Annotated in this window: 22 protein-coding genes and 2 tRNA genes; 10 read left to right on the forward strand and 14 right to left on the reverse strand. The window is 59.0% G+C overall.

Features of this window, described 5'->3' with window-relative positions; translation table 11 throughout:
- Nucleotides 1-52: 52 nt before the first annotated feature.
- Nucleotides 53-1,069, forward strand: a complete 1,017-nt coding sequence (locus ACXMYO_RS07300; protein WP_438767835.1) for a flippase-like domain-containing protein — start codon at nucleotides 53-55, stop codon at nucleotides 1,067-1,069.
- A gap of 73 nt (nucleotides 1,070-1,142) precedes the next feature.
- On the opposite strand, the gene sucD is transcribed toward ACXMYO_RS07300, so the two are convergent.
- From sucD to sdhC, 9 genes are all read right to left on the reverse strand, one after another.
- Nucleotides 1,143-2,015, reverse strand: coding sequence for a succinate--CoA ligase subunit alpha (gene sucD, locus ACXMYO_RS07305; RefSeq protein ID WP_438767836.1), 873 nt, complete (start codon nucleotides 2,013-2,015; stop codon nucleotides 1,143-1,145).
- Nucleotides 2,015-3,181 carry an ADP-forming succinate--CoA ligase subunit beta gene (gene sucC, locus ACXMYO_RS07310; protein ID WP_438767838.1) on the reverse strand — a complete coding sequence of 389 codons (1,167 nt, stop codon included), beginning with the start codon at nucleotides 3,179-3,181 and terminating at the stop codon, nucleotides 2,015-2,017. The genes sucD and sucC overlap by 1 nt, the downstream gene beginning before the upstream one ends.
- A 119-nt stretch (nucleotides 3,182-3,300) precedes the next feature.
- Entirely contained in the window at nucleotides 3,301-4,737 is a 1,437-nt protein-coding gene (gene lpdA / locus ACXMYO_RS07315; protein WP_438767840.1) for a dihydrolipoyl dehydrogenase, read from the reverse strand.
- Nucleotides 4,738-4,836: 99 nt separating this feature from the next.
- Complete coding sequence (gene odhB, locus ACXMYO_RS07320; RefSeq protein ID WP_438767841.1) at nucleotides 4,837-6,498, reverse strand: 2-oxoglutarate dehydrogenase complex dihydrolipoyllysine-residue succinyltransferase; 1,662 nt, start codon at nucleotides 6,496-6,498, stop codon at nucleotides 4,837-4,839.
- A 70-nt stretch (nucleotides 6,499-6,568) separates the two neighbouring features.
- The gene (locus tag ACXMYO_RS07325; protein WP_457808263.1) at nucleotides 6,569-9,412 is read right to left on the reverse strand and encodes a 2-oxoglutarate dehydrogenase E1 component; all 2,844 of its coding nucleotides are present in this window, start codon (nucleotides 9,410-9,412) and stop codon (nucleotides 6,569-6,571) included.
- A 210-nt stretch (nucleotides 9,413-9,622) separates the two neighbouring features.
- Nucleotides 9,623-10,333 carry a succinate dehydrogenase iron-sulfur subunit gene (locus ACXMYO_RS07330; protein ID WP_438767844.1) on the reverse strand — a complete coding sequence of 237 codons (711 nt, stop codon included), beginning with the start codon at nucleotides 10,331-10,333 and terminating at the stop codon, nucleotides 9,623-9,625.
- Between the two features lie 16 nt (nucleotides 10,334-10,349).
- On the reverse strand, nucleotides 10,350-12,122 hold the full coding sequence (sdhA, locus tag ACXMYO_RS07335) for a succinate dehydrogenase flavoprotein subunit (protein WP_457808264.1): 1,773 nt from the start codon (nucleotides 12,120-12,122) through the stop codon (nucleotides 10,350-10,352).
- Between the two features lies 1 nt (nucleotide 12,123).
- Complete coding sequence (gene sdhD / locus ACXMYO_RS07340) at nucleotides 12,124-12,471, reverse strand: succinate dehydrogenase, hydrophobic membrane anchor protein (protein WP_438767848.1); 348 nt, start codon at nucleotides 12,469-12,471, stop codon at nucleotides 12,124-12,126.
- Nucleotides 12,465-12,977, reverse strand: coding sequence for a succinate dehydrogenase, cytochrome b556 subunit (sdhC, locus tag ACXMYO_RS07345; protein WP_438767849.1), 513 nt, complete (start codon nucleotides 12,975-12,977; stop codon nucleotides 12,465-12,467). The genes sdhD and sdhC overlap by 7 nt, the downstream gene beginning before the upstream one ends.
- A gap of 268 nt (nucleotides 12,978-13,245) precedes the next feature.
- Here sdhC and gltA point away from each other — a divergent pair, with 268 nt between their 5' ends.
- Nucleotides 13,246-14,535 carry a citrate synthase gene (gene gltA, locus ACXMYO_RS07350; protein ID WP_438767850.1) on the forward strand — a complete coding sequence of 430 codons (1,290 nt, stop codon included), beginning with the start codon at nucleotides 13,246-13,248 and terminating at the stop codon, nucleotides 14,533-14,535.
- A gap of 463 nt (nucleotides 14,536-14,998) precedes the next feature.
- Here gltA and ACXMYO_RS07355 read toward each other — a convergent pair.
- The 3 genes from ACXMYO_RS07355 to gltX all read right to left on the reverse strand — a co-directional run bounded on the left by ACXMYO_RS07355 (nucleotide 14,999) and on the right by gltX (nucleotide 16,721).
- Nucleotides 14,999-15,074 (reverse strand) — tRNA-Glu (locus ACXMYO_RS07355).
- Between the two features lie 8 nt (nucleotides 15,075-15,082).
- Nucleotides 15,083-15,158, reverse strand: a tRNA-Ala gene (locus tag ACXMYO_RS07360).
- A gap of 69 nt (nucleotides 15,159-15,227) precedes the next feature.
- The gene (gene gltX, locus ACXMYO_RS07365) at nucleotides 15,228-16,721 is read right to left on the reverse strand and encodes a glutamate--tRNA ligase (protein WP_457808265.1); all 1,494 of its coding nucleotides are present in this window, start codon (nucleotides 16,719-16,721) and stop codon (nucleotides 15,228-15,230) included.
- 170 nt (nucleotides 16,722-16,891) lie between these two features.
- Here gltX and cydD point away from each other — a divergent pair, with 170 nt between their 5' ends.
- From cydD to ACXMYO_RS07380, 3 genes are all read left to right on the forward strand, one after another.
- On the forward strand, nucleotides 16,892-18,682 hold the full coding sequence (gene cydD / locus ACXMYO_RS07370) for a thiol reductant ABC exporter subunit CydD (RefSeq protein ID WP_457808266.1): 1,791 nt from the start codon (nucleotides 16,892-16,894) through the stop codon (nucleotides 18,680-18,682).
- Nucleotides 18,675-20,444 (forward strand): thiol reductant ABC exporter subunit CydC, encoded by a 1,770-nt coding sequence (cydC, locus tag ACXMYO_RS07375; RefSeq protein ID WP_457808267.1) that lies wholly within the window; start codon nucleotides 18,675-18,677, stop codon nucleotides 20,442-20,444. The genes cydD and cydC overlap by 8 nt, the downstream gene beginning before the upstream one ends.
- Nucleotides 20,445-20,510: 66 nt before the next feature.
- Nucleotides 20,511-21,275 carry an SDR family NAD(P)-dependent oxidoreductase gene (locus tag ACXMYO_RS07380; RefSeq protein WP_457808268.1) on the forward strand — a complete coding sequence of 255 codons (765 nt, stop codon included), beginning with the start codon at nucleotides 20,511-20,513 and terminating at the stop codon, nucleotides 21,273-21,275.
- A 56-nt stretch (nucleotides 21,276-21,331) separates the two neighbouring features.
- Here ACXMYO_RS07380 and ACXMYO_RS07385 read toward each other — a convergent pair whose 3' ends face one another.
- A complete protein-coding gene (locus ACXMYO_RS07385) occupies nucleotides 21,332-22,309 on the reverse strand; it encodes an NADPH:quinone reductase (protein WP_457808269.1) in 978 nt (325 codons plus the stop codon).
- 185 nt (nucleotides 22,310-22,494) lie between these two features.
- On the opposite strand from ACXMYO_RS07385, the gene ACXMYO_RS07390 reads away from it, so the two are divergent.
- From ACXMYO_RS07390 to ACXMYO_RS07405, 4 genes are all read left to right on the forward strand, one after another.
- On the forward strand, nucleotides 22,495-22,863 hold the full coding sequence (locus ACXMYO_RS07390; RefSeq protein ID WP_457808270.1) for a CidA/LrgA family protein: 369 nt from the start codon (nucleotides 22,495-22,497) through the stop codon (nucleotides 22,861-22,863).
- Nucleotides 22,860-23,576: an LrgB family protein gene (locus tag ACXMYO_RS07395; protein WP_438767862.1), complete on the forward strand. Its 717-nt coding sequence runs from the start codon at nucleotides 22,860-22,862 to the stop codon at nucleotides 23,574-23,576. The genes ACXMYO_RS07390 and ACXMYO_RS07395 overlap by 4 nt, the downstream gene beginning before the upstream one ends.
- Nucleotides 23,577-23,767: 191 nt before the next feature.
- Nucleotides 23,768-24,397, forward strand: a complete 630-nt coding sequence (locus ACXMYO_RS07400; RefSeq protein WP_457808271.1) for a helix-turn-helix domain-containing protein — start codon at nucleotides 23,768-23,770, stop codon at nucleotides 24,395-24,397.
- A 61-nt stretch (nucleotides 24,398-24,458) separates the two neighbouring features.
- Entirely contained in the window at nucleotides 24,459-24,935 is a 477-nt protein-coding gene (locus ACXMYO_RS07405) for a DNA mismatch endonuclease Vsr (protein WP_438767866.1), read from the forward strand.
- A gap of 12 nt (nucleotides 24,936-24,947) precedes the next feature.
- Here ACXMYO_RS07405 and ACXMYO_RS07410 read toward each other — a convergent pair whose 3' ends face one another.
- A complete protein-coding gene (locus ACXMYO_RS07410; protein ID WP_438767867.1) occupies nucleotides 24,948-26,258 on the reverse strand; it encodes a carbohydrate porin in 1,311 nt (436 codons plus the stop codon).
- 250 nt (nucleotides 26,259-26,508) lie between these two features.
- Here ACXMYO_RS07410 and ACXMYO_RS07415 point away from each other — a divergent pair, with 250 nt between their 5' ends.
- Nucleotides 26,509-26,973 (forward strand): copper resistance protein NlpE N-terminal domain-containing protein, encoded by a 465-nt coding sequence (locus ACXMYO_RS07415; RefSeq protein WP_457808272.1) that lies wholly within the window; start codon nucleotides 26,509-26,511, stop codon nucleotides 26,971-26,973.

Here is a 26,973-nt window from a genome sequence, read left to right on the forward strand (position 1 = left end):
CGCCCCGCGCCGCTGCGTTCGAACATGAACCACTCCCTGATCAGTTAACGTCATGAAAAGAACTCTCTGGCTGCTGGTAGCAGGCCTTTTTGCCGTCATGGCAATTCCCGTGCTACTGGGCGGACGCGATCTATTGCATCTGCTTCCCGGCTTTCCGCCAGGCATCTTCGCCCTGATGCTGGGCATGGTCCTGCTGTGCTGGCTGCTCAATGGCGCCAAGCTCAGGGTCCTGCTGGCCGGACGCGCCGGTGAAATGGGGCTCATGCGTGCGACCGGCACGGTCATGGCCACCGAATTTGCCATCTGCGCCACGCCAGGCGGCACAGGCGGCCCACTGACGCTGATTGCTCTTTTGACCCGCCGTGGCGTGCGCCCGGCGCAGACCACGGCCATCTTTGCCGTGGATCAGATCATCGATCTGCTGTTTTTTTTGTGCTCGATGATCGCGATGATGATTTACGTCATTACCCGCTCCATCGATGCCCGTCTGGGCTGGATGCTGGTCCTGCCGATGACCCTTTTGTGCCTGGCGTTGCTGGGCGTGATATTGATGGGTCGCTATCACCGCCGCTTTCTGGTGGTGTCCGGCAGGTTCCTGAGCAGGATGAAGGTCAGCCCACGTCTCCAGCAAAAAACGGTTCGGCGTATTCTGATCTTCAAAAAGGCCTTCACTGAAACCCTGCGACTGCCGCGCTCGGCGCTGGCGCTGGCCTTTGGACTGGGCATCGTGCACTGGATCGTGCGCTACAGCATTTTATTCGTCACGCTCTATGGTCTGGGCCAGCATCTGGATTGGGCATGGACCTTTCTGGTGCAAATGCTTTCCATGGCGGCCGGTCAGCTGACGCTGCTGCCGGGCGGGGCCGGCGGCGCCGAGCTGTCGTCATCGGCACTGCTGGCGCCAATGGTCGGACAGAGCACGGCAGCGGCGGCCATTTTGATCTGGCGCGCGGTCACCTACTATTTTTATCTGATCGCAGGTGCTCCGGTTTTCATGATGATGGCCGGGCGCCCGCTGCTGAAAAAGGTCTTCGAGGGCCGCAGGGCCGAAAAGCCTTCGGACATCTGATTCCCGACCCTGAAAAGCGCACAAAAAAGGGAGCCGAATGGCTCCCTTTTTGTCTTTGCGCTCTTGGGCGACCTTACCAGCCGGTCGCTTCCTTGAGCTTGTCACCGATTTCCGCCAGCGAACGCACGGTGCGAACGCCTGCATCCTCGAGTGCCTGGAACTTGTCGTCTGCCGTGCCCTTGCCGCCAGCAATGATGGCACCGGCATGGCCCATGCGCTTGCCCGGAGGCGCGGTCACACCGGCGATATAGGCCACCACCGGCTTGGTCACGTGCTCCTTGATGTACTGAGCCGCTTCCTCTTCAGCCGTGCCGCCGATCTCACCGATCATGACGATGGCTTCAGTCTCGGGATCCTTTTCGAACATCTCGAGGATGTCGATGAAATTGGAGCCCGGGATCGGATCGCCACCGATACCCACGCAGGTCGACTGACCAAAGCCATGATCGGTCGTCTGCTTGACCGCTTCATAGGTCAGGGTACCCGAGCGCGAGACGATGCCGACACGGCCCGGCTTGTGAATGTGGCCGGGCATGATGCCGATCTTGGACTGACCCGGCGTGATGACGCCCGGGCAGTTGGGGCCGATCAGGCGAACGCCCAGCTGGTCGCACTTGACCTTCACATCCAGCATGTCCAGCGTCGGAATGCCTTCGGTGATGCAGATGATCAGCTTGATGCCCGCATTGGCCGCTTCAAGGATGGAATCCTTGCAGAAGGCTGCCGGCACATAGATGACCGTGGCTTCCGCACCGGTCTGCTCTACTGCTTCACTGACCGTGTTGAATACCGGCAGACCGAGATGCGTCTGACCACCCTTGCCCGGCGTCACACCGCCGACCATGTTGGTGCCGTATTCCATGGCCTGTTCCGAGTGGAACGTGCCCTGACCACCGGTAAATCCCTGGCAGATTACCTTGGTGTTCTTGTCAATCAGGATACTCATTATTTGCCCTCCGCTGCTTTAACCACCTGTTGCGCCGCATCGGTCAGGCTGGTTGCTGCAATGATGTTAAGGCCGCTTTCGGCAAGCTTTTGCGTGCCCAGCTCGGCATTGTTGCCTTCAAGTCGAACCACCACGGGCACGTTGACGCCAACCTGCTCTACCGCGCCCATGATGCCCTCGGCGATCATGTCACAGCGCACGATACCGCCAAAGATGTTGACCAGAACGGCCTTCACAGAGGTATCGGACAGGATGATCTTGAACGCTTCGGCTACGCGCTCCTTGGTGGCGCCGCCGCCCACGTCCAGGAAGTTGGCCGGCTGACCGCCGGAGAGCTTGATGATATCCATCGTCCCCATGGCAAGGCCTGCGCCGTTGACCATGCAGCCGATGTTGCCATCCAGCGCCACGTAGTTGAGTTCCCACTTCTGAGCGTTGGCTTCGCGCTCGTCTTCCTGACTGGGATCACGCATCTCTTCGAGATCGGGATGGCGATACAGCGCGTTGCTGTCCAGATTGATCTTGGCATCCAGGCAGTGCAGATCGCCGCTTTCAGTGATAACCAGCGGGTTGATCTCGAGCAGCGCAAAATCCTTGTCGGCAAACATCTTGGCAAGGCCAAGGAAGATTTTGGTGAACTGCTTGATCTGATCCTTGTTCAGGCCCAGCTTGAACGCCAGCTCGCGCGCCTGATAGGGCTGCGGACCAACCAGCGGGTCGATTTCCGCCTTGAGGATCTTTTCGGGTGTCTCTTCAGCCACCTTCTCGATCTCGACACCACCTTCGGTGGAGGCCATGAACACGATACGACGTGAACCGCGATCCACAACGGCACCCAGATACAGCTCGGTGGCGATATCGGTGCAGTTTTCGACCAGAATCTTCGTGACCGGCTGGCCCTTTTCGTCGGTCTGATAGGTCACCAGCTGCTTGCCCAGCCACTGCTCGGCAAAGGCACTGGCTTCTTCAGGACTGGTGACCAGCTTGACACCACCTGCCTTGCCGCGACCACCGGCATGCACCTGTGCCTTGACGACCCAGCGTTCCCCGCCGATTTTCTGACATGCCTTTGCGGCTTCTTCGGGACTGTCTACTGCATATCCCTTGGAGACCGGCAGACCATAATCAGCAAATAACTGTTTTGACTGATACTCGTGAAGATTCATCGTCTCATGCCATTGGTTGCATTGGACTCGATCGATGGGGTGTCGGCCCATGGCCTGCCACCCCATCCCGATTCACTTCGGCCGCGGTCGAAGTGAGGTTCAACGTCAATGTCGAAGCATTAACGCTTTTTGCGGTTTGCCATGTGAATCGCGTGCCCTTCGACTGCCAGCGCCGCTTCATGAACGGCCTCGGACAGTGTCGGGTGAGCAAAGCAGGTCAGCGCCAGATCCTCGGCGCTGGAGCCGAATTCCATCGCAATCACGCCCTGGGCGATCAGCTCACCGGCGTGCTGGCCGATGATATGGACGCCCAGAATGCGGTCGGTAGCGGCGTCGGTGACGACCTTGGCCATGCCTTCAGTGGCATTGTTGGCCATGGCACGGCCGCTGGCAGAGAACGGGAAGACGCCTGATTTGACCTCAAAGCCTTCCTTTTTCGCCTGCTGTTCGCTCATGCCGACCCAGGCAACTTCCGGGGCGGTGTAGATGACGCTGGGGATAGCGTCATAATTCATCTGGGCCTTTTCGCCGTGGATGATGTCGGCAACCATCATGCCCTCTTCCGACCCCTTGTGGGCCAGCATCGGACCACGGACCACGTCACCGATGGCGAAAACGCCCGGCGCGTTGGTCTGGCAGGTGTCATCGACCTGGATAAAGCCGCGCTCGTCGATTTCAACACCGGTGCCGTCGGCCAGCAGACTCTGGGTGTAGGGGCGACGACCCACGCAGACGATCAGCTTGTCAAACGTCTGCTCCTGCTCGCCGCTGCTGTCGGTGTATTTCACGACAACTTCGCTGTCCTTGATATCGGTACCGGTAACGCGTGCGCCCAGACGAATATCGAGGCCCTGCTTGCCGAGCAGCTTTTTGGTTTCCTTGGCGATCTGTTCATCAACTACCGGCAGGAAACTGTCCATGGCTTCAAGGACCGTGACCTCACTGCCCAGACGACTCCAGACGCTGCCAAGCTCCAGACCGATCACGCCGGCGCCGATAACGCCGAGACGCTCGGGGACTTCTTGGAATTCCAGCGCACCGGAGGAGTCCACGATCAGGCCCTCGGTCAGCGGCGCCGGGGGGATCTCGACCGGCACGCTGCCGGAAGCAATCACCACGTTTTCGGCTTCATGGGTTTCGCTGTTGCCGTCCTTGTCGGTCACTTCGACCTTTTTACCAGGCAGCAGCTTGCCCGTGCCTTCAAGCGCGGTCACACCGTTGGCCTTGAAAAGCGCACTGATGCCGCCGGTCAGATTGGCAACGGTCTTTTCCTTGCGGGCCATCATCTTTTTGACGTCCATTTGAACGTCACTGACCTCGATGCCCAGCTCGCTGTAATCGTCGCGCGCCTCAACATACTTGTGAGACGTTTCGAGCAGCGCCTTGGAAGGAATGCAGCCCACATTCAGACAGGTGCCGCCGTGTACGGTCTTGCCACTCTTGTTGACCCACTTTTCGACGCAGGCCACTTTCATGCCCAGCTGGGCAGCACGAATTGCGGCAACATAGCCTCCGGGGCCAGCGCCGATCACGATGACATCAAATTTGTCAGCCATGTGTATCCCTGTTCGGTTCATTGTCGATCACCCGGCGCGCAGCCGGTGATCGTTCTAAAACAAGCCCGCCCGGTACAGAACCGGGCGGGATTTCAAGGCTTAAACGTCAAGCAGAAAGCGGGCCGGGTCCTCAAGCAGGCTCTTGATGGCCACGAGGAACTGAACGGCATCCTTGCCATCGATCATGCGATGGTCATAGGACAGCGCCAGATACATCATCGGGCGAATTTCGACCTGACCGTTGACCGCCATCGGGCGTTCCTGGATCTTGTGCATCCCAAGAATCGCTGTCTGCGGCGGGTTGAGAATCGGCGTTGACAGCAGCGAGCCGAAAATACCGCCGTTGGTGATGGTAAAGGTGCCGCCCTGCATGTCTTCGATGCCGAGCTTGCCATCGCGGCCGCGCTTGCCGAAGTCACCGATGTTCTTTTCAACATCGGCAAGCTTCATGGAGTCGGTGTCACGCAGCACCGGGACCACCAGACCACGCGGCGTGGATACGGCAACGCCGATATCCTGATAGCCGTGGTAGACGATATCGGTGCCGTCGATGGAGGCGTTGACATCCGGGAAGCGCTTGAGAGCTTCGGTCGCCGCCTTGACGAAAAAGCCCATGAAGCCGAGCTTCACGTCATGCGCCTTCTGGAAATCGTCCTTGTACTGGCTGCGCAGCGACATGACCGCGCTCATGTCCACCTCGTTATAGGTGGTGAGCATGGCTGCCGTCTGCTGAGCCTGTACCAGCCGCTTGGCGATGGTCTGACGCAGGCGACTCATCGGCACGCGCTGCTCGGGACGCTCGCCCTGAATGGCCTTTGTGGCCGGCGCAGCGGCCTGTTTGGAAACGCCCGTATCAGCAGAAGCGGCAGGCTTGCTGTCGCCACCGCCTTTCTGCTTTTTGGCGCTGCCGGCATCAACAGCTTTCTGTACGTCTTCCTTCAGGATGCGACCACCCTTGCCGGTGCCCTCGATCCTGTTGACGTCCAGATCGTGCTCGGCCACCAGCTTGCGTGCCGCCGGTGCCAGCACCTTGTCGCCGACCTTTTCATCCTGTTCGGTATTGGCATCACCCGATTCGGCCTGGCTGTCGTCGCCGCGGGATTCGGCAGAGGCGCCGGCCGCATCACCACCGCCCTCGCCAAAGCGTGCCAACACCTGCTCGGAGGTCACTTGACTGCCCTCGTCGGCAAGAATTTCGGTCAGCGCACCGTCGGAGGGGGCGACAACTTCCAGCACGACCTTGTCGGTTTCAATCTCTGCCAGCACTTCATCACGCTTGACCGGGTCACCGACTTTCTTGTTCCAGCTGGCAACGGTGCCTTCCTGAACGGATTCGGGGAAGGATGGCGCCTTGACGTCGACCGACGTGCCGGAAGTGGCCGGCTTGTCGCCCCCGCTTTCGCAGGACTCGGCAGGCTTGTCGGAAGAGGCCTTGCTTTCGGCTGCCTTTTCTTCCTTGTCCTGCCCGCCTTTTTCCTCGTTTTTCGTATCGGCAGAACCCTTGTCCTGCTTCGCGGACTGGTTGCCGTCGCCCAGACGACCCAGTACCTGTTCGGACTGGCAGGTTTCGCCTTCCTCAACAGTGATCTCTTCTACCGTGCCATCGGCGGGTGCCACGACTTCAAGCACCACCTTGTCGGTTTCGATTTCGACGATCAGTTCGTCACGCGAGACACTGTCGCCCGGCTTCTTGTGCCAGGTCGCTACGGTCCCTTCCGCGACGGATTCGGGAAAGCTTGGCGCCTTGATGTCTGTTGCCATGATTATTCCTTAATATCCTCTACTCGGTAGCCGGCAATCGCGGCACTCATGTTCCTGAGCTTTCAGGCGCTCAACCGTTGAACGCCTTGTCCACCAGCGATCGCTGCTGCTCACTGTGCACTGCCATGTATCCCGCCGCAGGCGCTGCCGATTCGGCACGGCCTGCAAAACCAAGCTCGCCGCCAAGTCCCGGGTTTACCTGATCGGCCACCTTGCGCATGTGATGCTGGCTTTGATACCAGGCGCCCTGATTTTTGGGCTCTTCCTGACACCAGACCACACGTTCGAGATTGGTGTAGCTTTCGATGGCAGCCAAAAGCGAATCTTCCGGGAACGGATAGAGCTGCTCGACACGGATGATGGCCGTATCAAAACGCTCGTTTTCGGCGCGCCACGTGGCAAGGTCGTAATAGACCTTCCCGGAGCAGAAGATCGCGCGTTTGACCTGCTCGACCTCCAGCCTGCCCTGATCGGGAATGACCATCTGGAAGCGGCCATCGGAGAGCTCTTCCAGTGTGGACGTCGCATCCTTGTGACGCAGAAGGCTTTTGGGCGACATGATGATCAAGGGCTTGCGCAGCCCGCGAACAACCTGACGGCGCAACAGATGGAAAATCTGCGCCGGCGTGGTCGGCACACAGACCTGCATATTCTCTTCGGCACACAGCTGCAAGAAGCGCTCAAGACGCGCCGAGGAGTGCTCGGGGCCCTGTCCTTCGTAGCCATGGGGCAGCAGCAGGGTCAGACCGCACAGACGGCCCCACTTGGTTTCACCGGATGAGATGAACTGATCGATGACCACCTGAGCGCCGTTGGCGAAGTCACCAAACTGTGCCTCCCAGGCAATCAGAGCATTGGGCGTGGTCGTGGCGTAGCCATACTCAAAGGCCATCGCTCCTTCCTCGGACAGGAAAGAGTCATAGATCATGAAGTCCGGCTGATTGGGCTTGAGACGGCAAAGCGGTGTCCACAGCGAACCGTCCTTCTGGTTATGCACCACGGCGTGTCGGTGAGAGAACGTACCGCGGCCGGTGTCCTGGCCCGTCAGGCGAACCGGGTGGCCCTGATCGATCAGCGTGGCGTAGGCCAGGGTTTCTGCAAAGCCCCAGTTGATGCCAAGACTGCCGGCGATCATCTTGCGACGGTCTTCGTAGACCTTGGCCACCTGGCGCTGCGTGTCGACATCGTCAGGGATGTCACACATCTTGGTGGCCAGCTCCTGCATGCGCTTGAGATCGAAGGAGGTGTCGGATTCACCGGTCCATCGATGGCCCAGATAGGGGGTCCAGTCAACAAAGAGATTGCTGTTGGGCTCCTGCACTAGGGCGTTGGCCACGTGATTGCCGTTATCAAGATCTTCGCGATAGCCGTCGATCAGGTCCTTCACCTCATCTTCGTCCAGCACGCCTTCCTCGACCAGCCGACGCGCATAGAGCGTGCGCGAGCTGTCGTGGCTCTTGATCTTTTGATACATGAGCGGCTGGGTGCCGGAGGGCTCGTCCGCCTCATTGTGTCCGCGGCGGCGATAGCAGATGAGGTCGATGACCACATCCTTTTTGAACTGCTGACGATAGTCGATGGCCACCTGCGTGGCATGCAGCACGGCATCGGGGTCATCCCCGTTGACGTGGAAGATGGGCGATTGAACCATCTTGGCGATATCGGTGCAGTATTCGGTCGAGCGAGCGTCGTCACGGCGAGAGGTCGTAAAGCCGACCTGGTTGTTGATGACGATATGGACTGTGCCGCCCGTCTTGTAACCCCGCAGCTGCGACATCTGGAAGGTTTCCATGATGACGCCCTGACCGGCTACGGCCGCGTCGCCATGTACGACCAGCGGCAAGACCTGATCGCCTTCGCTGTCGTCACGACGGTCCTGGCGTGCTCGCACGGAGCCTTCGACTACCGGGGTGACGATTTCAAGGTGCGAGGGATTGAACGCCAGCGCCAGATGCACTTCACCGCCCGGCGTCATGACGTTCGAACTAAAGCCCTGGTGGTATTTCACGTCCCCGGAGCCATGTTCGATCATTTTCTTGCCGTCGAACTCATCAATCAATTCACCCGGGCTCTTGCCCAGAATGTTGACCAGAAGATTGAGACGACCGCGGTGCGCCATGCCGATCACGACCTCGCGCACGCCATAGTTGCCCGAGCGCTGGATCAGCTCATCCACCATGGGGATGAAGCTTTCGCCGCCTTCCAGACCAAAGCGCTTGGTGCCCGGATACCGGCTGGCAAGGTAGTTTTCAAGACCCTCTGCTGCCGTCAGACGCTCCAGCACATGCTTGCGCACGTCTGCCGAGTAATCGGGTTTTGAGCGTACCGATTCAAACCGCTGCTCGAGCCAGCGCTTTTCTTCGGTATTGACGATATGCATGAACTCGCAGCCGATCGAGCGACAGTAGGTCTGCTCCAGCGCCTCAATGATCTCTTTTAACGGAGCGCTGTCCTTGCCAATGAACAGGGAACCGGTCTGAAACTCGGTATCCATGTCGGCATCGGAAAGCTGGTGAAAGGAGAGTTCAAGGTCGGGGACGGTTTCAGCAACACGCAATCCCAACGGATCGATATTGGCCTTTTGATGGCCCCTGAACCGATAAGCATTGATTAACTGAAGTACACGGACCTGCTTGCGGCTGGCTTCTTCGTTGTCAGCGGTACCAGACGCCACCGGAGCCAGTGAACGACGCTCACGCGCGAGGTGATAGAACTGATCGCGAATCGGAGCAAGGGGAACGTCCCGGGAAGGGCCACCATCATAGCCGGGGAGGCTGTCGAAGTACTGTCGCCACTCATCCGGGACAGACTGAGGATCGGAAAGGTACTGTTCGTAAAGCTCTTCTACGTAATGGGCGTTGCTCCCGCTCATGTGCGAGGTGCGCCACATCAACTCCATTATGCCTTCTTGCATCGCTCGATCACCCTGGGTCTGGGGTGGGGTCAGTGATCGCAGTGGGTGCGACCACCTTGATGTAAATCACGAATCGCGCTGTCTCTTTCCTGACCCGATCAACCGGGCCGGTTCAAAGCTCGGACTCGAAACACTACCGCCGCCCTACAGGGCGACGGCAGGCTGCCAATGATAACAAGCAAGGCCTGTCATATTAAGCAAAACCGTATGTCACGCGGTATTGCGCACCAGCATGTCACGGATCTTGCCGATGGCTCGAGTCGGATTGAGCCCCTTCGGACAAACGTTGACACAGTTCATGATCCCGCGGCACCGGAATACACTGAAGGGATCATCGAGTTCCGACAAACGCTCCTGAGTGTGCGTATCGCGAGAGTCGGCCAGAAAGCGATAGGCCTGCAGCAGACCGGCAGGCCCCACGAACTTGTCCGGGTTCCACCAAAACGATGGGCAGGAAGTCGAGCAGCAGGCGCAAAGAATGCACTCGTAGAGCCCGTCGAGCTTGTCACGGTCTTCCGGCGACTGCAGCCGTTCGATGGACGGCGGCCGCTCATCGTTTTGCAGATAGGGCTGAATGCGCTCGTACTGCTTGTAAAACAGCGACATGTCGATGATCAGATCGCGGATGACAGGCAGGCCCGGCAGGGGCCGCAGGACCAGCCGGTTGTCCTTGACGACTTCCGAGATCGGCGTCACGCACGACAGACCGTTCTTGCCGTTCATGTTCATGCCGTCGGAGCCGCAGACGCCTTCGCGGCAGCTGGCGCGATAGACCAGCGAGCTGTCCTGCTCCTTGATCATCTGAAGGACGTTAAGGACCATCAGATCGCGCCCCTGAGTATCGACTTCGAAGTCCTGCATCCAGGGCGCATCATCGTTTTCAGGGTTATAGCGGTAAACGGAGACCTGTAATGTCGACATATGGGTCATCCCCTCATCAATAGGTACGAATTTTGGGCTGGAACGTGTCGACGGTCTTCGGAGAGAAGTTGACGTCACGCTTGCTCAGCGTTTTGTCCGCCGGATGATAGATCGAGTGTTTCAGCCAGTTTTCATCGTCACGATCGGGGTAGTCCTCACGCGAGTGAGCACCACGACTTTCGCGTCGCTCCAGCGCCGCAATGGCGGTCGCTTCGGCAACTTCCATCAGGTTATCCAGCTCAAGGGCCTCGATACGAGCGGTATTGAACATGTCTGACTTGTCAGGCAGCCAGGCATTGGCAATGCGCTCGCGCAGCTCCTCGAGTTTTTTCACGCCGTCCTGCATGTTGTCTTCCTTGCGGAAAACACCGAAGTTGTTCTGCATGATGGTCTGCAGATCACGCTTGAGCTCGGGCACCGTTTCACCACTACCCGACTCGTTCCAGCGATTCAGACGTGCCATGGCACCATCGATATCCGACTGCGAGGCTTCCAGATACTCGATGCCCTTGTTAAGGGTCTCTTCGATGTGCATGCCGGCGGCACGACCAAAGACCACCAGATCCAGCAGCGAGTTGCCACCCAGACGATTACTGCCGTGCACGGATACGCAGGCCACTTCGCCACAGGCAAACAGCCCGTTGATGACCTTGTCGTTGCCGTCGGCATCGACCGTCAGCGCCTGTCCGTTCACGTTGGTCGGAATACCGCCCATCATGTAGTGGCAGGTCGGCACGACCGGGATCGGCTCCTTGACCGGATCAACGTGGGCGAAGGTGCGCGAGAGTTCCACGATACCGGGCAGACGCTTCATCAGAACGTCTTCGCCCAGATGATCGAGCTTGAGCATGACGTGGTCGCCATTCTCGCCGCAGCCACGGCCTTCCAGTATCTCGAGTACCATTGAACGCGCCACAACGTCACGACCAGCGAGGTCCTTGGCGTTGGGTGCGTAGCGCTCCATGAAACGCTCGCCATCCTTGTTGATCAGATAGCCACCCTCACCGCGGCAGCCTTCCGTCACCAGTGTCCCGGCCCCATAGATGCCGGTTGGATGGAACTGCCACATTTCGATATCCTGCACCGGGAAGCCGGCGCGCAGGGCCATACCGATACCGTCACCGGTATTGATCAGGGCATTGGTGGTCGAGGCGTAGATACGCCCGGCGCCGCCCGTGGCCAGAACGGTGGCCTTGGCCTTGATCATGACGGTTTCGCCGGTTTCCATGCAGATGGCGATGACGCCGACCACATCGTTGTTGGCGTTGCGTACCAGATCAACGGCGTACCATTCGTTGAGAAAGACCGTGTTGTTTTTCAGGTTGTTCTGATAAAGGGTGTGGAGCAGCGCATGCCCGGTACGGTCTGCCGCCGCACAGGTTCTGGCTGCCTGGCCGCCCTTGCCGTAATCCTTGGACTGCCCGCCGAAAGGACGCTGATAGATACGCCCGTTATCGAAGCGGGAAAACGGCAGACCCATGTGCTCAAGCTCGAAGACGGCCTTGGGGCCCTCGTTGCACATGTATTCAATGGCGTCCTGGTCACCGATGTAGTCGGAGCCCTTGACGGTGTCATACATGTGCCAGCGCCAGTCATCGTTGGGGTCGGCACTGCCGATGGCACAGGTGATACCGCCCTGGGCTGAAACGGTGTGGGAGCGCGTGGGAAAGACCTTTGACAGCACCGCCGTCTGCTTGCCCGACTGCGCCAGCTGCAGCGCGGCGCGCAGACCGGAACCGCCGCCACCGATAATGATGGCGTCAAAGGTCAGGGTACGTAACTGTGTCATGTCAAACTCCCCAGATAACCTGCACACCCCAGACCACAAACACAAACAGGGCCAGGATGACGAATAGCAGCGCACCAAAACGAATGGCCGCGGGCTTGATGTAGTCGGTTGCCACGATCCAGAGACCAACCCAGGCGTGGGCAGCCACGGAAAGCAGCGCCAGCAGCGTGAACACTTTCATCCAGATGTGGCTGAAAAGCCCCGACCAGGCGGCATAGTCCAGACCGGGATTGAACAGCAGATAAGACACCATAAAAATGGTGTAAAGGCCCAGAATGACGGCCGAAGCCCGCTGGATCATCCAGTCGGCCACACCGTTGCGCCCCGGATTCAAAATATTGATTACCATACCCAGACTCCTGCCATAACAACCAGCAATGCACTGATGATGATGGTCAGCTGTGAACCACGCTGACCGCCTTCAAGCGTTTCACCATGACCCATGTCCATGATGAGGTGACGAACGCCTGCCACAAAATGAAAGCCCAGTGCGGACAAAAGCCCCCAGAGAACCAGCCTGGCGAAAAAGCCGTGGGCCATGGCCTCGCGGACGGTATCGAATCCGGCAGGAGATGACAGGGAAACCTGAAAGGCCCACATCAGGAAAATCAGGCCGATAAACAACATGATGCCTGACACCCGGTGCGAGATGGATACAAGGGCAGGCAAGGGAAACTGGATACTTGAAAGGTCCAGGTTCACCGGACGCTTGGCAGTCGACAAGGGTCGTTGACTCTTCACGGCGCTTTTCTCTCCCGGCCCGCATGAATAGACCACGGGCAGTTTTTGGTAGGATTCGATTATCATCAGGTCAGGTCGCCTGGACAGGCGATGAATCGCCCGTCGCGCGGCCATTGATTATATGTCCCCGCCATGCGGATGACAAATTGCCGCACATTTTTGTAAGCGTTTGGAAAGTTCAAAATTCGAGGGAAAACAGGCTATATTCGTGCCATTGGGACATTAAAAAAAGCTTTTTGTTACATGCACATGAAATGAATGCATGACTCCCCGCCCCCGCGTGCGCGGAATTGACAAACTGTCGCACCCGCTCAATAGTGGGCCCAACGATTCGGCGGACATACCAGATAGAACAGCATCTTACATAAATCGAGGAGGCCTTATGGCTGACAGAAAGGCGCAACTGACGATCGACGGTCTGGACGCTCCCGTCGAGCTGCCTATCTATTCGGGCACGACGGGGCCCGATGTGATCGATGTTCGCGGCCTGATAGATCATGGTTATTTCACCTATGATCCCGGCTTTGTTTCCACCGCCTCATGTGAATCCGAAATCACCTACATCGATGGCGCCAACAGCGTTTTGCTGCATCGTGGCTACCCTATCGAGCAGCTGGCCACCCACTCCAATCATACCGAAATGAGCTATCTGCTGCTCAACGGCGAGATCCCTGACAGCGAGACCTTCGAAGCCTTTCGCAACAGTGTCTCACGCCATACCATGGTGCATGAGCAGATCGTTAATTTCTTCAAGGGCTTTCGACGAGACGCCCATCCCATGGCAGTGCTGTGTGGCGTGGCGGGTGCCCTGTCAGCCTTTTATCACGACAACCTGGATATCACCCAGGAACATGACCGCCAGGTCTCGGCCATCCGCCTGATCGCCAAGATGCCCACACTTGCCGCCATGTGCTACAAGTACAACATCGGTCAGCCCTTCGTGTATCCGCGCAACGATCTCGATTACGCGGAAAACTTCCTCTACATGATGTTCAGCAATCCCTGCGAGCCTTATGAAATCAATCCGGTGGCCGCCAAGGCCATGGATCGAATCTTCATGCTGCATGCCGACCATGAACAGAATGCATCGACCTCCACGGTGCGACTGGCAGGCTCCACCGGTGCCAATCCGTTCGCCTGCATCAGTGCCGGCATTGCCGCACTATGGGGTCCGGCACACGGCGGTGCCAATGAAGCAGTGCTCAACATGCTTGCCGAAATCGGTGACGAATCCGAAGAGAACATTCAGCGCTTTGTCGATCGGGCCAAGGACAAGCAGGACGCTTTCCGGCTCATGGGCTTTGGCCACCGGGTGTATCGAAACTTCGATCCGCGCGCCAAGGTCATGAAGGAAACCTGCGATGAAGTGCTTGAAGAGCTTGGCATGGGTGATGATCCGCAGCTCAAGATCGCCAAGCGTCTTGAGCAGATTGCGCTGGAAGACGATTACTTCATCGAGCGCAAGCTCTACCCCAACGTCGACTTCTACTCAGGCATTATCCTGCGCGCGCTGGGTATTCCGAAAAACATGTTCACGGTCATTTTTGCCGTCGCACGGACGACAGGCTGGATTTCCCACTGGAACGAGATGATTACCAACGGCTCCCGCATCGGACGCCCGAGACAGCTCTACAAGGGCTACACGCAAAGGGATTATCCCGAACAGCACTAAACGATGATCCGAATTTCCGAAAGGCCGTCGTTGACGGTCTTTTTTTATGCTCGCCAGACGCCTTTTCGTGCCCCTGACCAACCCATCTCTTATGCTTTTTATAGCTTGACATCGCAATGGAATTCACTATCTCGTGGCAGGACTTTTATTGTCCACACAATCTGTGGATAAGCCTGTTCATAACGTATGAAGAAGGTCTCAAAATCGCCATATTCAGGGCGCTCCAGACAGATTGGGTATTTTTTGACCAGCTATAAGCAATTGAATATAAAGAGTTTTTTATAAAAACAATGAGATAGGCACTACGCGTGAAGCGGCACGGAAAGCAGACCGACAAGAGGCGTCATCGGTGGACAATTACAGGATGTGTCAAGCCCCGAACGCAGAAAAATCCGGACGCATCAGGAGATGATCAAAGGCAGCGCTTGCGCGATACGAGGTCTGAAATACATCAGAGGGAAGGTGGCGTCCCATAGGGGGTTCGAACCCCTGTTACCGCCGTGAAAGGGCGGTGTCCTGGACCACTAGACGAATGGGACGTAAAGGTTGGTGGAGCCTAGCGGGATCGAACCGCTGACCTCGACACTGCCAGTGTCGCGCTCTCCCAGCTGAGCTAAGGCCCCGACGCCCCGACCTGCACATGGCGTTGTGGTCAGGAACGGGGCGCATCTTACTGATTGTACTGAAAAGCGTCAAGCCCCTTGTGCGGGCAGCTCCCGATATTCCCTTTCCAGTGCCTTGGCCTGCTTTTTGGACGTGCCACCCAGGGTGGCAATGGCGTGTCGCAGTCGCGCCCGGGTCATGTCCGAGCCGAGAATCACCATGGCATCCATGACCGAGGTCGAGGTCTGACTGCCGGTCACGGCAATGAACACGGGCGCCAGAAAAGCTTTCATCTTGAGCTCAAGATAACCTGACAACAGCTTGACCTCGGCCAGCAGGGCCTCCTTGTCCCAGCTGCGCACGCTTTCCAGTCGCCAGAGCAGAAACTGCAAAAGCCGCACCGTCTGCTCGCGCGACATGCCGGTTTCGTCGAACTGCTCGGCCTGAAGCGTCGGCAGCCCCGAGAAGAAATGACCGGCCAGCGGCATGACCTCGGCAAGTGTCTGCACGCGCGGTCTGACCTGAGGCAGGATCTGCGCAACATAGTCCTCGTTGAACGCCCATTGCATCAGCTTTCGCATGAGCGCCTCGTCATCGAGGTCTTCACGGATGTAGACCCCGTTGAGCCAGGTCAGCTTCTCGAGATCAAATACCGGTCCGCCCAGCGAGATGCGCTGAATGTCAAAGCTTGCCATCATCTCATCGAGCGTGAATTTCTCGCGCTCATCAGGCATCGACCAGCCCATGCGCCCCAGATAGTTGGTGACGGCCTGAGGCAGATAGCCCATGCGCTTATAGTAGTTGATCGACGTCGGATTCTTGCGCTTGGACAGTTTGGACTTGTCCGGATTGCGTAAAAGCGGCAGGTGACACAGCGCCGGCATCTCCCAGCCGAAATACTCATAGAGCAGAATGTGCTTGGGTGCCGAGTTGATCCACTCCTCACCGCGCAGCACATGGGTAATCCCCATAAGGTGATCATCCACCACGTTGGCCAGGTGATAGGTCGGCATGCCGTCGGATTTCATCAGGATCTGGGCATCGACCTGCGCCCACTCCACCTCGATCTCACCACGCAGCATATCGACAAAGCGACAGCTCCCCTCTCCGGGCACCTTCATGCGCACGACGTGCGGCCAGCTTTCCTGCTCACGCCGAGCGTGCTCACCCTCGTCCAGATACAGATCATCCGGCTTGAGCGCCGTATAAAGGCCCTGCGCCTTGCGCGCCTCGCGCATCTCATCGAGTTCTTCGCTGGTGCGATAGCACTTGAAGGCATGACCGCTGTCCAGCAGCTTCTGGACGTGAGCGGCGTAGATATCGCCGCGTTCGCTCTGCCGATAGGGCCCGTGGGCGCCGCCCACGTCTGGCCCCTCGGACCAGTCGATGCCCAGCCAGCGCAGTGAATCCAGAATCATCTGCTCGGACTCGGCCGTAGAGCGCACCCGGTCGGTATCCTCGATACGCAGAATAAACTCGCCGCCGTGCTGTTTCGCAAAGCAGAGATTGAACAGCGCCACATAGGCAGTGCCGACATGGGGGTCCCCGGTCGGTGACGGGGCGATACGCGTGCGTACAGTCATGAAAACGGCCATTGGCTGGAAAACGTGGCACTATTATACGCCAACTCACGCGCGCACTTAAGGTGGCCCCGGCGTTACGCGCCGCTGCCCGGTACGACTGCGACGACATACCACTGTGCGTACGTCCGGTTTTTTGTTGATATTGTATTCCCGCTCTCCGTGGAGCCGTCATGGCATCGAATGAAACACCGCGCCAGTGGCTGCAGCGTACTGCCAGGCGAGGCGCCCGCTGGACCCGACTTTCTGTCATCGCAGGCACCCTTTCAACACTGATTCTGCTGGTACAGGCCTGGTGTATTGCCACCGTTGCACAGCGCATGGTGATCGATGGTGCCGATTTTTCCTCGCTTGTCGTTCCGCTGCTGCTGCTTCCGCCGGCCTTTATCGCACGCGGCCTGCTGGTTCGGGCACGCACCATCTGTGGCGCCCGTGGCGGCATCGAAATTCGTCAGTCCGTGCGCCGGGAGCTGCTTGAACGCGTCGCCATTCTTGGCCCCCTGTGGGCGCGACGCCAGCACAGCGCCACCTTAAGCAATCGCGTCTGGGACCAGGTCGATGCCCTGCAGGGCTTTTATGCCGACTACCGCCCCCAGATGCTGCTGTGCGCCATCATCCCGTTGATCATCGTGATTGCCGTTGTGCCCCTGAGCTGGGCAGCGGCCCTGATCCTGATCGCCACCGGCCCCTTGATTCCACTGAACATGGCAATGGTCGGCATCGGTGCCAAAAAGCGTCAGGAAGACCAGTTTCTGGAAATGGGCCGCATGAGCCGACACTTTCTGGATACGCTACAGGGGCTTTCCACGCTCAAGCTTTTCGGTGTCAGCAAGCGTCAGGCCAGCGAAGTCCACGCCACCTCCGAAGGCTTTCGACGCCGCACCATGCGTGTTCTGCGGCTGGCCTTTCTTTCCTCGACCGTACTGGAATTTTTCGCCGCCGTATCGATTGCCCTTCTGGCGCTCTATCTGGGTTTTGTCTATCTCGGTCACTTTGATTTCGGCATGTACGACCACGGCATCAACCTCTTTATCGGTCTTTTCATCCTGATTCTGGCCCCCGAGTTCTATCAGCCCCTGCGCGACCTGGGCGTTCACTATCATGCCAAAGCCGAAGCCGAAGCCGCCGCCGAGGATCTGATGCCCATTCTCGAGCGACGCGTATTCGAACGCGATACCGACCAGCCAGCGTGGCGCCCCGGGGGCAGTCTCGAACTCTCGCTTGAAGGTTTGACGGCACGCTACGCCGGTCAATCGTCGCCTGCCCTTGATCAGATCACACTCGACATCCACGCCAACGAACTGCTGGCCGTCATCGGCGCAAGCGGTGCCGGTAAATCTACCCTGCTTAACGTATTGATGGGGTTCATGCACCCGGAAGCCGGAACGTTTCACGTCACGGGTGGCCATCAGCTGCCGCGCGCGCTGACCGATATCCGCCTCGATGACTGGCAGCATCAGATCGCCTGGGTGGGTCAGTCGGCCGTGATCGTGGCCGGCACGCTTGCCGACAATCTGCGACTGGCCAACGCGCAGGCAGATGATTCGGCCCTGTTTGAGGCGCTGGAGCAGGCGGCCCTCAAGGACTGGCTTGCCGGACTGCCCGACGGACTTGACACCCGACTGGGAGAAGGCGGTCGGGCCGTGTCCGGCGGCCAGGCGCGACGCATTGCGCTGGCACGTGCCTTCTTGCGCGATGCCCGCCTGATATTGCTTGACGAGCCGACCGCCAGCCTGGACCAGGCCAGCGAGCGACTGGTCATGGAAGCGCTGGGACGCCTTTGCAAGGGCCGGACAGTGGTCCTTTTGACCCATCGCATGGAACTTCTGGCGCTGGCCGACCGCGTGCTGATGCTGGATCAGGGACGAGTCCAGGCACTGGACACCCTCGAGGCCCTGCGCGCCCCGGGTGGGCCCCTGACGCGCCCGACCACGCTCGATCTTTCGGAGACGCGCGATGTTTAGACAGCTTCTACCCTATCTGCGCCTCATGACGCCCTGGGCCTGGCTGCTGGGTCTGGGCATCGCGCTGCAGCTGATGGCACTGGCGTCCAGCATCGGTCTGATGGCCCTGTCGGGCTGGTTCTTGTCCGCCTCGGCGCTGGCCGGCCTGAGCGTTGCCACGGCTCATGCCTTCAACTACCTGCTGCCCTCGGCCGGCGTGCGCTTTTTTGCCCTGTCGCGTACCGGCACCCGCTACGCCGAGCGACTGGTCACCCACGATGCGACCTTTCGTCTGCTCTCAAAGCTGCGGCGCCACGTCTATGAACGCCTGGAGCCGCTCTCCCCCGCTCAGCTCCAGCGACACGGCGAGAGCGAGCTCATGACGCGCATGACCACCGATATCGACGCGCTCGACGGCCTCTATTTACGCGTACTGGCCCCCTCTATCGTGGCGCTTCTGGGTATCGTGGTGTGTGGTGTGGTCATCGGTGTGTTCGCCCCGGCTATTGGGATGTTTGCCGCACTGGCTCTGCTGATCTCGGGGCTTCTGGGCCCCTGGCTTGCCTGGCGTGCCGGTTGGGCGCACTCGGACGCCTGGCAGCAGGACAATACCCGCCTGCGCGCCCGGCTGCTGGAGCGCCTCAACGGCCTGTCGGAGCTGATGATCTATAACCGCTGGCAGGGCGAGGTCGATCACCTCATCAAGGGCGAACACGCCCGGGACCAGCATGAGTATCGGCTCGCGCGTCAGTGGGGCAGCTCGCAGCTGCTGTCGCAGACACTGCTGGGTTTGACGCTGACCGGCGTGCTGGGCATGGCGAGCTGGGCGGTCACCCAGCACGGCATGAATGCCACTCTGGTGGCGCTCATGGGCCTTGCCGTCATGGGCGCTTTTGAAGCGATCGCCCTGCTCCCCCAGGCCTGGCAGCATCTGGGCCGCATTCAGCGCGCGGCAGCCCGACTTGATGACGTTCGCTCACGCGTACCGGAAACCGATTTTCCCGACAGGAGCGAACAGCAGATGCCCGAGGGCGCCCGTCTGTGCCTCGAGCGTTTAAGCGTTCGCCTTGATGGCAGCGTGGCCGCCCTCACCTCGCTCAGTCTGGACGTGGAAGAAGGCGAGCACCTTTTGATCCTGGGCCCCTCCGGCAGCGGCAAGACCACGCTTTTCAACAGCCTGGTCCGGTTCGTCTCGCCGGACGAAGGCGCTATTACGCTGGGCGGCGCGCCCCTGAACCGGCTGGATGAGGCTACCCTGCGCGCTCAATTTTCCGTGGCTCAGCAGGAGACCCATCTCTTTACGGCAAGCTATCGCGATAACCTGACCATGGGCCGGGCCATCGAGGAGGATGAAATCATGGCCGTACTCAAGGCTCTGGGTCTGGACGGCTGGCTGGCGCATCAGCCTGACGGCCTGGCAGGTTTTCCGGACGAGCGCGGCAGCTCCCTGTCAGGCGGGCAGCTAAGACGCTTTGGCATCGCCCGCGCCCTGCTGCGCCAGGCGCCGATCGTGTTGCTCGATGAGCCCACCGAAGGGCTGGATGAAGCCACCGAGCAGCGGGTGTGGGACACAATTCGCAAAAGGTGTCAGGGGCGCACGCTGATTGTGATTACGCATCGGCTGACTCAGCTTGAGCAGTTTGATCGAATCGCCATGCTCGATGAAGGGTCTCTGGTCGAACACGACACCCCCGAGCGACTTCTGGCAGACCCCGACAGCCGACTGGCCACGCTTTACCAACGCATTGACCCGGAGCTTGCCGGTCTCATGCGCCCGGCCTGACGCCTCAGGGTCCGCTACGCTTGAGGAAACCTTCACTCGTTTCTTATCAACCAGGCGAGCCATGACATGCTTGAGCATCTTCCCGATCACTATACGGCCGTCATCACCGGTGGCGGCGGTATCGGTCGCGCCCTGCTGGCAGAACTGTCCCGGGACCCTCGCGCCGGACGAATCGTTTCGGTTACTCGTCACCGCGAGCGCCTTGAGCAGGATGACCGGCTCGATATCGACCGACTGGACATCGTCGACGCCGATGTCACCACTGAACAGGGGCTGGCAACGCTCAGCGACTACCTGCATCAAACGCCGGTCCATCTGCTGTTCAATACCATTGGCGTTCTGCACGACGGTCAGAGCGATCAGTCGACCGTCATTGCCCCCGAAAAACGCCTTGAAAGACTTTCCTTTGATGCCCTGAATCACGCCTTTCACGTCAACGCCGCCACGGCCGCCATGCTGATCAGCACCCTGACGGATCGCCTGACGCGCCATCCGGCCATCATCGCCACACTTTCGGCGCGGGTAGGTTCCATCAAAGACAACGATCTGGGCGGCTGGTACGCCTACCGCGCCAGCAAGGCAGCGCTCAACATGCTGATGAAAACGGCATCAATCGAGTTCAAGCGGCGCAATCCACAGGCCATCCTGCTGTGCCTGCATCCGGGCACGACAGATACCGAGCTGTCCCGGCCCTTTCAGGCCCGAGTGCCAAAAGGCAAGCTGTTTACGCCGGCGTTTGTGGCCGAGCGGCTGCTGGCGGTCATCAGCCAGCGCACCCCTGACGACAGCGGCGCGTTTTATGACTGGAACGACACGCCCATCGAATGGTAGGCGGGCCTGCGCTGTCGCATGCTTGTTCAGACATCGACAGCGCAGGGGCTTTGCGTTCAGGGGATCAGGATGGTCGAGCCCGAGGTTCGACGTGAAGCCAGATTGTCCTGCGCCTCGCCGGCCTCATCGAGCCGGAAACGACAGCCAATGTTGACGTGCACGCTGTCGTTGCCCATGACCTGGAAAAGCTCCTGACTCATGGCTTCCAGCCGCTCGCGAGTATCGGCGTAGCCGGCAAGGCTCGGGCGCGTCACAAACAGTGACCCCTTCTTGTTCAGCGTGGCCAGATTCACCCCTTCGACCGGGCCGGATGCATTGCCAAAACTCACCATCAGCCCGCGCGGCGCCAGACAGTCCAGCGACATCTCCCATGTATCCCGGCCCACCGAGTCATAGACCACCGGACACATCTGCCCGTCGGTCAGCTCGCGAACGCGCTCGACCACGTTCTCTTCGCTGTAATTGATGGTCGCCCAGGCACCGTTTTTACGGGCAAGCTCGGCCTTTTCCGGGGTGGATACCGTGCCGATCAAGCGTGCCCCCAGGCTTTTGGCCCACTGACAGGCGATCAATCCCACCCCACCGGCGGCAGCATGGAAAAGAAAGGTATCGCCGCTTTTGATCGAATAAACCTGACGCAGCAGATACTGCACGGTCAGCCCCTTCAACATGGCCGCTGCGGCCTGATCGAAACCGATACTGTCCGGCAGCAGCACCACCTTCTCGGCCGGCAGGGTGTGGTGCGTGGAATAGGCACCCAGCGGGCCGGTGGCATAGGCCACGCGATCGCCTTCCCTGAAATCGGTGACCTCCTCACCGACCGCCTCGATCACCCCTGCACCTTCTGTCCCCAGCCCCGAGGGCAGTTCCGCCACCGGATAAAGACCGGTGCGGACATAAATATCGATGAAGTTGAGACCAATGGCCCAGTTGGTCACCCTGACGTCTCGTGGTCCGAGACTGTCGGGCTCGAACTCACGCATTTTGAGCACTTCCGCCCCGCCGGTTTCTGTAAATTCAATGCGTTTTGCCATGAACCATTGCCTCCGATAAAAGGATGAACAAGAAATCGTCAGTCTCAGTGTGACAGGCAAGCCAGTGTCGGAAAGCATTCACGTTTTGTCACTGCACTCCCTTATATCATTAGCTTATCATGAGCTGAAGCCCGACCCCGTCTGCCGCTGGCCGGGATACCGATCTGCCCATTCCAGAGACCGTGATGTTAAAGGGATTCATGTGGCTGATGATCTTTCTGGTCATCGGCAATCTTTTGCAGACGACGCTGGCGCTGCCGGTGGCGGGCAGTGTGCTGGGCATGCTGCTGCTTTTTATGGTGCTGATCATGCGACAGCGCTCGTCGCGCTCGATGGGTACCGCCGCCAGCCATCTGATCCACTATTTCACCCTGCTGATTCTGCCCAGCGCAGCGGGTCTTTTCTTTCTGGGGACGACCCTGACCGATAACTGGCTCAGGCTATTGATTGCCATCGTGGCGGGGACGCTGATCAGCAGCGTGGTAACTCTTGTGACGATGCAGGCAATGGTGCGCTGGCAGCAGCGTCGGGATGATGCGACAGGCCCCTCATGACACTTCAAACGCTTGCCCGCGACATGATGGCCACGCCGGCACTGGCGGTCGTGATGACCCTGGCCGCCTACATGCTGGCCCTGTCCCTTTACAGATTGATGCGCTGCCCGAGCTGGGCCCCGCCGATGCTGACCGGCAGTCTAATGCTGGCGCTGTTCATTGCGGTACTGCCGGTGGACTACGAGACCTATTATCTGGACGCCCACTGGTTGACGCTGCTGCTGGGACCGGCCACGGTCGGGCTGGCCATTCCCCTTTATGAGCAGTTTCAACACATCAAGCGGCTGCTGATTCCCATTACGGTGAGTCTGGTGGTCGGGTCGATCACCGCCTGTGCGGCAACACTCACCATTGCCTGGGCGCTGGGACTGCCTCCCGCCATCCTTGCCTCGCTGGCCCCCAAATCCATTACAACGCCCATTGCCATTGGCGTCTCCGAAGGACTGGGCGGCTATCCGGGCCTGACCGCCGGTATTGTCACGGTGACCGGCATTCTGGCGGCCTCCACCATTCCGCTGCTGGCACAGGTGCTGCGCTGTCAGGACCCGCGTGTGGTCGGCCTGGCGCTCGGCCTTAATGGTCACGGCCTTGGCACGGCCCGCGGTTTCGGTATCGACATGCAAACCGGCGCCTTTGCCAGTCTTGCCATGGCGCTTAATGGCGCCTTGAGTGCCATCGTCCTTCCCTTGTTGGCCGGCTGGCTGAGCCACTAACAGGCATCAGTTTTTCCTGATGCAACTTCGAATAAATGCTGCTGTCCTTTTCGTTATTTACGAATAAATGGATTAATACTAAAAAACCAGATTTTGTGGCCACCATTGCGTTCAAATAGTGACAAACTACTAAACATACTTAACATCCAGCTCGCTATGCTGGCCCGCTCATGAGACATGTGAGGCCACGCATGAACGAGTTGGGCGAGCGCATTCGTAAATTGCGAGAACAGTGTGGACTAAGCAAGGCTGAGCTGGCCCGTCGCGTAGGCGTTTCAGATGTCACCATTTCCTACTGGGAAAATGGCACCATCAAGCGTGTTGGACATTCGCGTCTGGAGCCACTGGCAAAGGCGCTGCGCTGCAGCATCGATCATCTTCTGGGCAATGCCCGGGAGGCTTCCGGCAATGGTCGAGCAATGCTGCTGTCGCTTCCCCTCTATCCACTGACAACATCACCCGAAACGGTCGGTATCAATGCCGTACCAATTTCGCGTTTTCCCATGGGTTTTATCGACCATGAACTGATCAAAAAAAATGACTATTTACTGACCCCTCAGCATCCCGGGCACTTTGATTTCTGCCCTCAGGGCACCCTGATACTGGCGAGAAAATGTGCCTGTTTCGAGGGCAACGGCCTTTACCTTGTCGAGAAAAATACACGCTTGATGATTAAAAGAGTCGAGCAGGATTTCAACATGATTCTGGATATTTTTGACGACAGCGACAGCGGCAACCCTGAAGAGAGAACACACGGCGACGACATCGTTTTTCACGCCTGCATTCCGGCCATCTGGCCGATGAAAGTCATGAATTTCTAACGCCCTGACTCAGGCATGATCTCCTACACTAAACGCCTCGATACTGGCGAAACGGGAGGTCATGACCTTGGTCGATGTGGTCGATGCAGCAACGCGCTCACGCATGATGGCGGGCATTCAGGGCAAAAACACCCAGCCCGAGCTGCTGGTCAGACGCTATCTACATGCCTGCGGCTATCGGTTTCGTCTACACCGACGCGACCTGCCGGGCACGCCGGATCTGACCCTGCCTCGCTATCGGTGCGTTGTCTTTGTTCATGGTTGTTTCTGGCATCGTCACGACGACTGCTTCTATGCCACGTCACCGGCAACGCGCAAGACCTTCTGGCAGGAAAAACTGGCGGGCAATGTCGCGCGTGACCGCCGACAGCTCGAACAGCTCAATGCGCTGGGCTGGCGTGCCGTAGTGGTCTGGGAATGCGGGCTGCGCCATATTCCGGCGCAGCTTCACGAGATTGTGCCACTGATCGAACATGGATCAGACGTTGAAGAGTGGCCACCTCAACCACCGCGCATACGCAGGGCGCCACCGCAGTAGCGCCCCGGCAGGCTAGAAGGTTGCCAGAACCGAAAGGCCGGCTACCCAGGCGCTGTCGATATCGCTGTCCGCGCCGGGATGGCGCACGTGCTGCAGGTTAGGACGAAAGGCCAGCCACGGCGTGGCCTGCAGGGAGTAATACAGCTCCGCGTTATACTCTTCCCCCTGTCGCGGCACATAGTTTGGTGCCGAAGACCCGCCGACAAGTGCTGCGTTGCCTGAACGAGACCAGGCGTTGTAGTCATCGTTGACGTGGGCATAGGCCAGACCGAAGCCGATCTCGTCCTGCTCGCGACCGTCGAACGGACCGGTATAGGTCACGCCGGCCGATAGATAGCGATCAAAGGTGGCCGTATCGCCATCGTTCCAGGTGCCCATGCTGAATACGCTCAGACCCCGGTCGCGATCGTCGTCATGACGGGTTACCTGCTGGTTGATGACATAGTAGAGCCCGTAGCGGTGGCTCTTCTCGGCATCCGAGGCGCTATCACGCGAGGAAAAGTCATCGGCATCGGCGCTGCTGTAGTAATACCCCAGCCGATACTGGCCCGGCAGCCCGTTGATCCCCTGGTCCGGCTCAAACCCGTACTCCACCGGGATCAGGGTGCCGCTGGTGCCGCTGTGTTTCAGATCCAGGCCGTGATCGCGATCGAGGTTGGATTCGTTGAGATTGAAAAAGCCGATCTGGGCATACTGCTCATCGGTGATATTCCATTTGCCGACCAGCGCCCACTGCGAAATCGGCCAGTTGTACCAGATGCCGCCGTTCTGGTTACCGGGCTCGCCGCTGCCGAGATAAAGATTTTGAAAGTTGCTGTCGTAGACGGCAAAGTCATCGCCGACCGGCACACGCCCTGCCTTGATTTCGAAGGTGTCGTCCATGTAGGACTGGCCGTACCACAGCTGAGTGATACGGGTGACACTGCCGCGCCCATACACTTCCTGAGTGGAAGAGGCGCCGACCCCGTTGGGATTGTTGATGACATCATTGGTCAGGCTTTCGCCGTTACGGTTGGTCAGCGTGAACTGGAATCGCGCATCGGGAATGCCGAGCAGGCGATCAAGATCAACGTTGGCACCGGCCGTCCACTGATCGGCGTAGCGGCCGGTGTGCTTGTCACGAAAGCCTCCGTCGACGGAATAGGCCATCTCGGAGATGTGCTCAAGCTGAAAGGCGACGCCCTGATCGGCCAGATCGGAACGCGCTCCGCCCCAGTCACCGAACATGTAGTCGCCATTGGGGTCGAAGGCACCTGCTGCCCAGCCCTGTGACGCCACTCCCATGCCCATGAGCGCCAGCGTGCAACACCATCCCTTTTTCATGCCCGATCCCTTTACAATGTCATATTTGAATTAAGTTAAAGCCAGGTAATTTTCGCCTTCAATGACACGAACGACAATAGCCCCTGGACCATGGTCGCGGTATGGCATAAATCATGCAGCTTGCTGACAGGGTGGCGGCGTGTCACAAGAGACAGGACAAAGCGGATCGTTTAGGCTTCATGACTGGGGAGACAGGGTGCTGCGCGCCCTTGTCAAGGCAGACCATTAAAGGACAGCGAGGAGCACGACATTGACACGTTTTAGCGCACTGGCGCTGACGGGGGCGCTACTGGCCATCGTGGTAAGTGGTTGTGATCAGGGGCATGACAACGCCACCACCAGCTCTTCACAGCGCAGTTCCGGCACCAATCAGATCTATGGCGGCTCTCTGCCGTGTGCCAACTGTGACGGCGTGGATACCGAACTGGCGCTGAACTTCAGTACCGACAGTGCCGGCGGCGTCTACAACCTGACCGAGACCCCGCGCGGCGGTCCCGATGACGGGCAGACACAAAAGCGCAAGGGAAACTGGAAGGTCCTCAGCGGCAACGCCGTCCCCGGTGGCGGCACGGTCTATGTGCTCCACCCCGCTCGCGGCGACGAAGAGCACGAACCCGTCTACCTGTTGATGGAAGACAACGCCACGCTGCAGCTGGTCGATGACAGCTTTCAGTCACTGGACACCGAGCACAACGATGAGCTTCACAGACTCTAG

It is taken from the genome of Kushneria sp. EE4, assembly GCF_977968315.1.

Coding starts and splice junctions, on each gene's coding strand:
- ACXMYO_RS07380 (WP_457808268.1), top strand. CDS start 20,511: ATGCTTGAGCATCTTCCCGATCACTATACGGCCGTCATCACCGGTGGC.
- gltA (WP_438767850.1), top strand. CDS start 13,246: ATGGCTGACAGAAAGGCGCAACTGACGATCGACGGTCTGGACGCTCCC.
- ACXMYO_RS07390 (WP_457808270.1), top strand. CDS start 22,495: ATGTTAAAGGGATTCATGTGGCTGATGATCTTTCTGGTCATCGGCAAT.
- sucC (WP_438767838.1), bottom strand. CDS start 3,181: ATGAATCTTCACGAGTATCAGTCAAAACAGTTATTTGCTGATTATGGT.
- ACXMYO_RS07400 (WP_457808271.1), top strand. CDS start 23,768: ATGAACGAGTTGGGCGAGCGCATTCGTAAATTGCGAGAACAGTGTGGA.
- ACXMYO_RS07325 (WP_457808263.1), bottom strand. CDS start 9,412: ATGCAAGAAGGCATAATGGAGTTGATGTGGCGCACCTCGCACATGAGC.
- ACXMYO_RS07385 (WP_457808269.1), bottom strand. CDS start 22,309: ATGGCAAAACGCATTGAATTTACAGAAACCGGCGGGGCGGAAGTGCTC.
- sdhC (WP_438767849.1), bottom strand. CDS start 12,977: ATGGCCGCGCGACGGGCGATTCATCGCCTGTCCAGGCGACCTGACCTG.
- sdhA (WP_457808264.1), bottom strand. CDS start 12,122: ATGACACAGTTACGTACCCTGACCTTTGACGCCATCATTATCGGTGGC.
- cydD (WP_457808266.1), top strand. CDS start 16,892: ATGGCATCGAATGAAACACCGCGCCAGTGGCTGCAGCGTACTGCCAGG.
- lpdA (WP_438767840.1), bottom strand. CDS start 4,737: ATGGCTGACAAATTTGATGTCATCGTGATCGGCGCTGGCCCCGGAGGC.
- ACXMYO_RS07330 (WP_438767844.1), bottom strand. CDS start 10,333: ATGTCGACATTACAGGTCTCCGTTTACCGCTATAACCCTGAAAACGAT.
- gltX (WP_457808265.1), bottom strand. CDS start 16,721: ATGACTGTACGCACGCGTATCGCCCCGTCACCGACCGGGGACCCCCAT.
- ACXMYO_RS07395 (WP_438767862.1), top strand. CDS start 22,860: ATGACACTTCAAACGCTTGCCCGCGACATGATGGCCACGCCGGCACTG.
- odhB (WP_438767841.1), bottom strand. CDS start 6,498: ATGGCAACAGACATCAAGGCGCCAAGCTTTCCCGAATCCGTCGCGGAA.
- ACXMYO_RS07405 (WP_438767866.1), top strand. CDS start 24,459: ATGACCTTGGTCGATGTGGTCGATGCAGCAACGCGCTCACGCATGATG.
- sucD (WP_438767836.1), bottom strand. CDS start 2,015: ATGAGTATCCTGATTGACAAGAACACCAAGGTAATCTGCCAGGGATTT.
- ACXMYO_RS07410 (WP_438767867.1), bottom strand. CDS start 26,258: ATGAAAAAGGGATGGTGTTGCACGCTGGCGCTCATGGGCATGGGAGTG.
- cydC (WP_457808267.1), top strand. CDS start 18,675: ATGTTTAGACAGCTTCTACCCTATCTGCGCCTCATGACGCCCTGGGCC.
- ACXMYO_RS07300 (WP_438767835.1), top strand. CDS start 53: ATGAAAAGAACTCTCTGGCTGCTGGTAGCAGGCCTTTTTGCCGTCATG.
- sdhD (WP_438767848.1), bottom strand. CDS start 12,471: ATGGTAATCAATATTTTGAATCCGGGGCGCAACGGTGTGGCCGACTGG.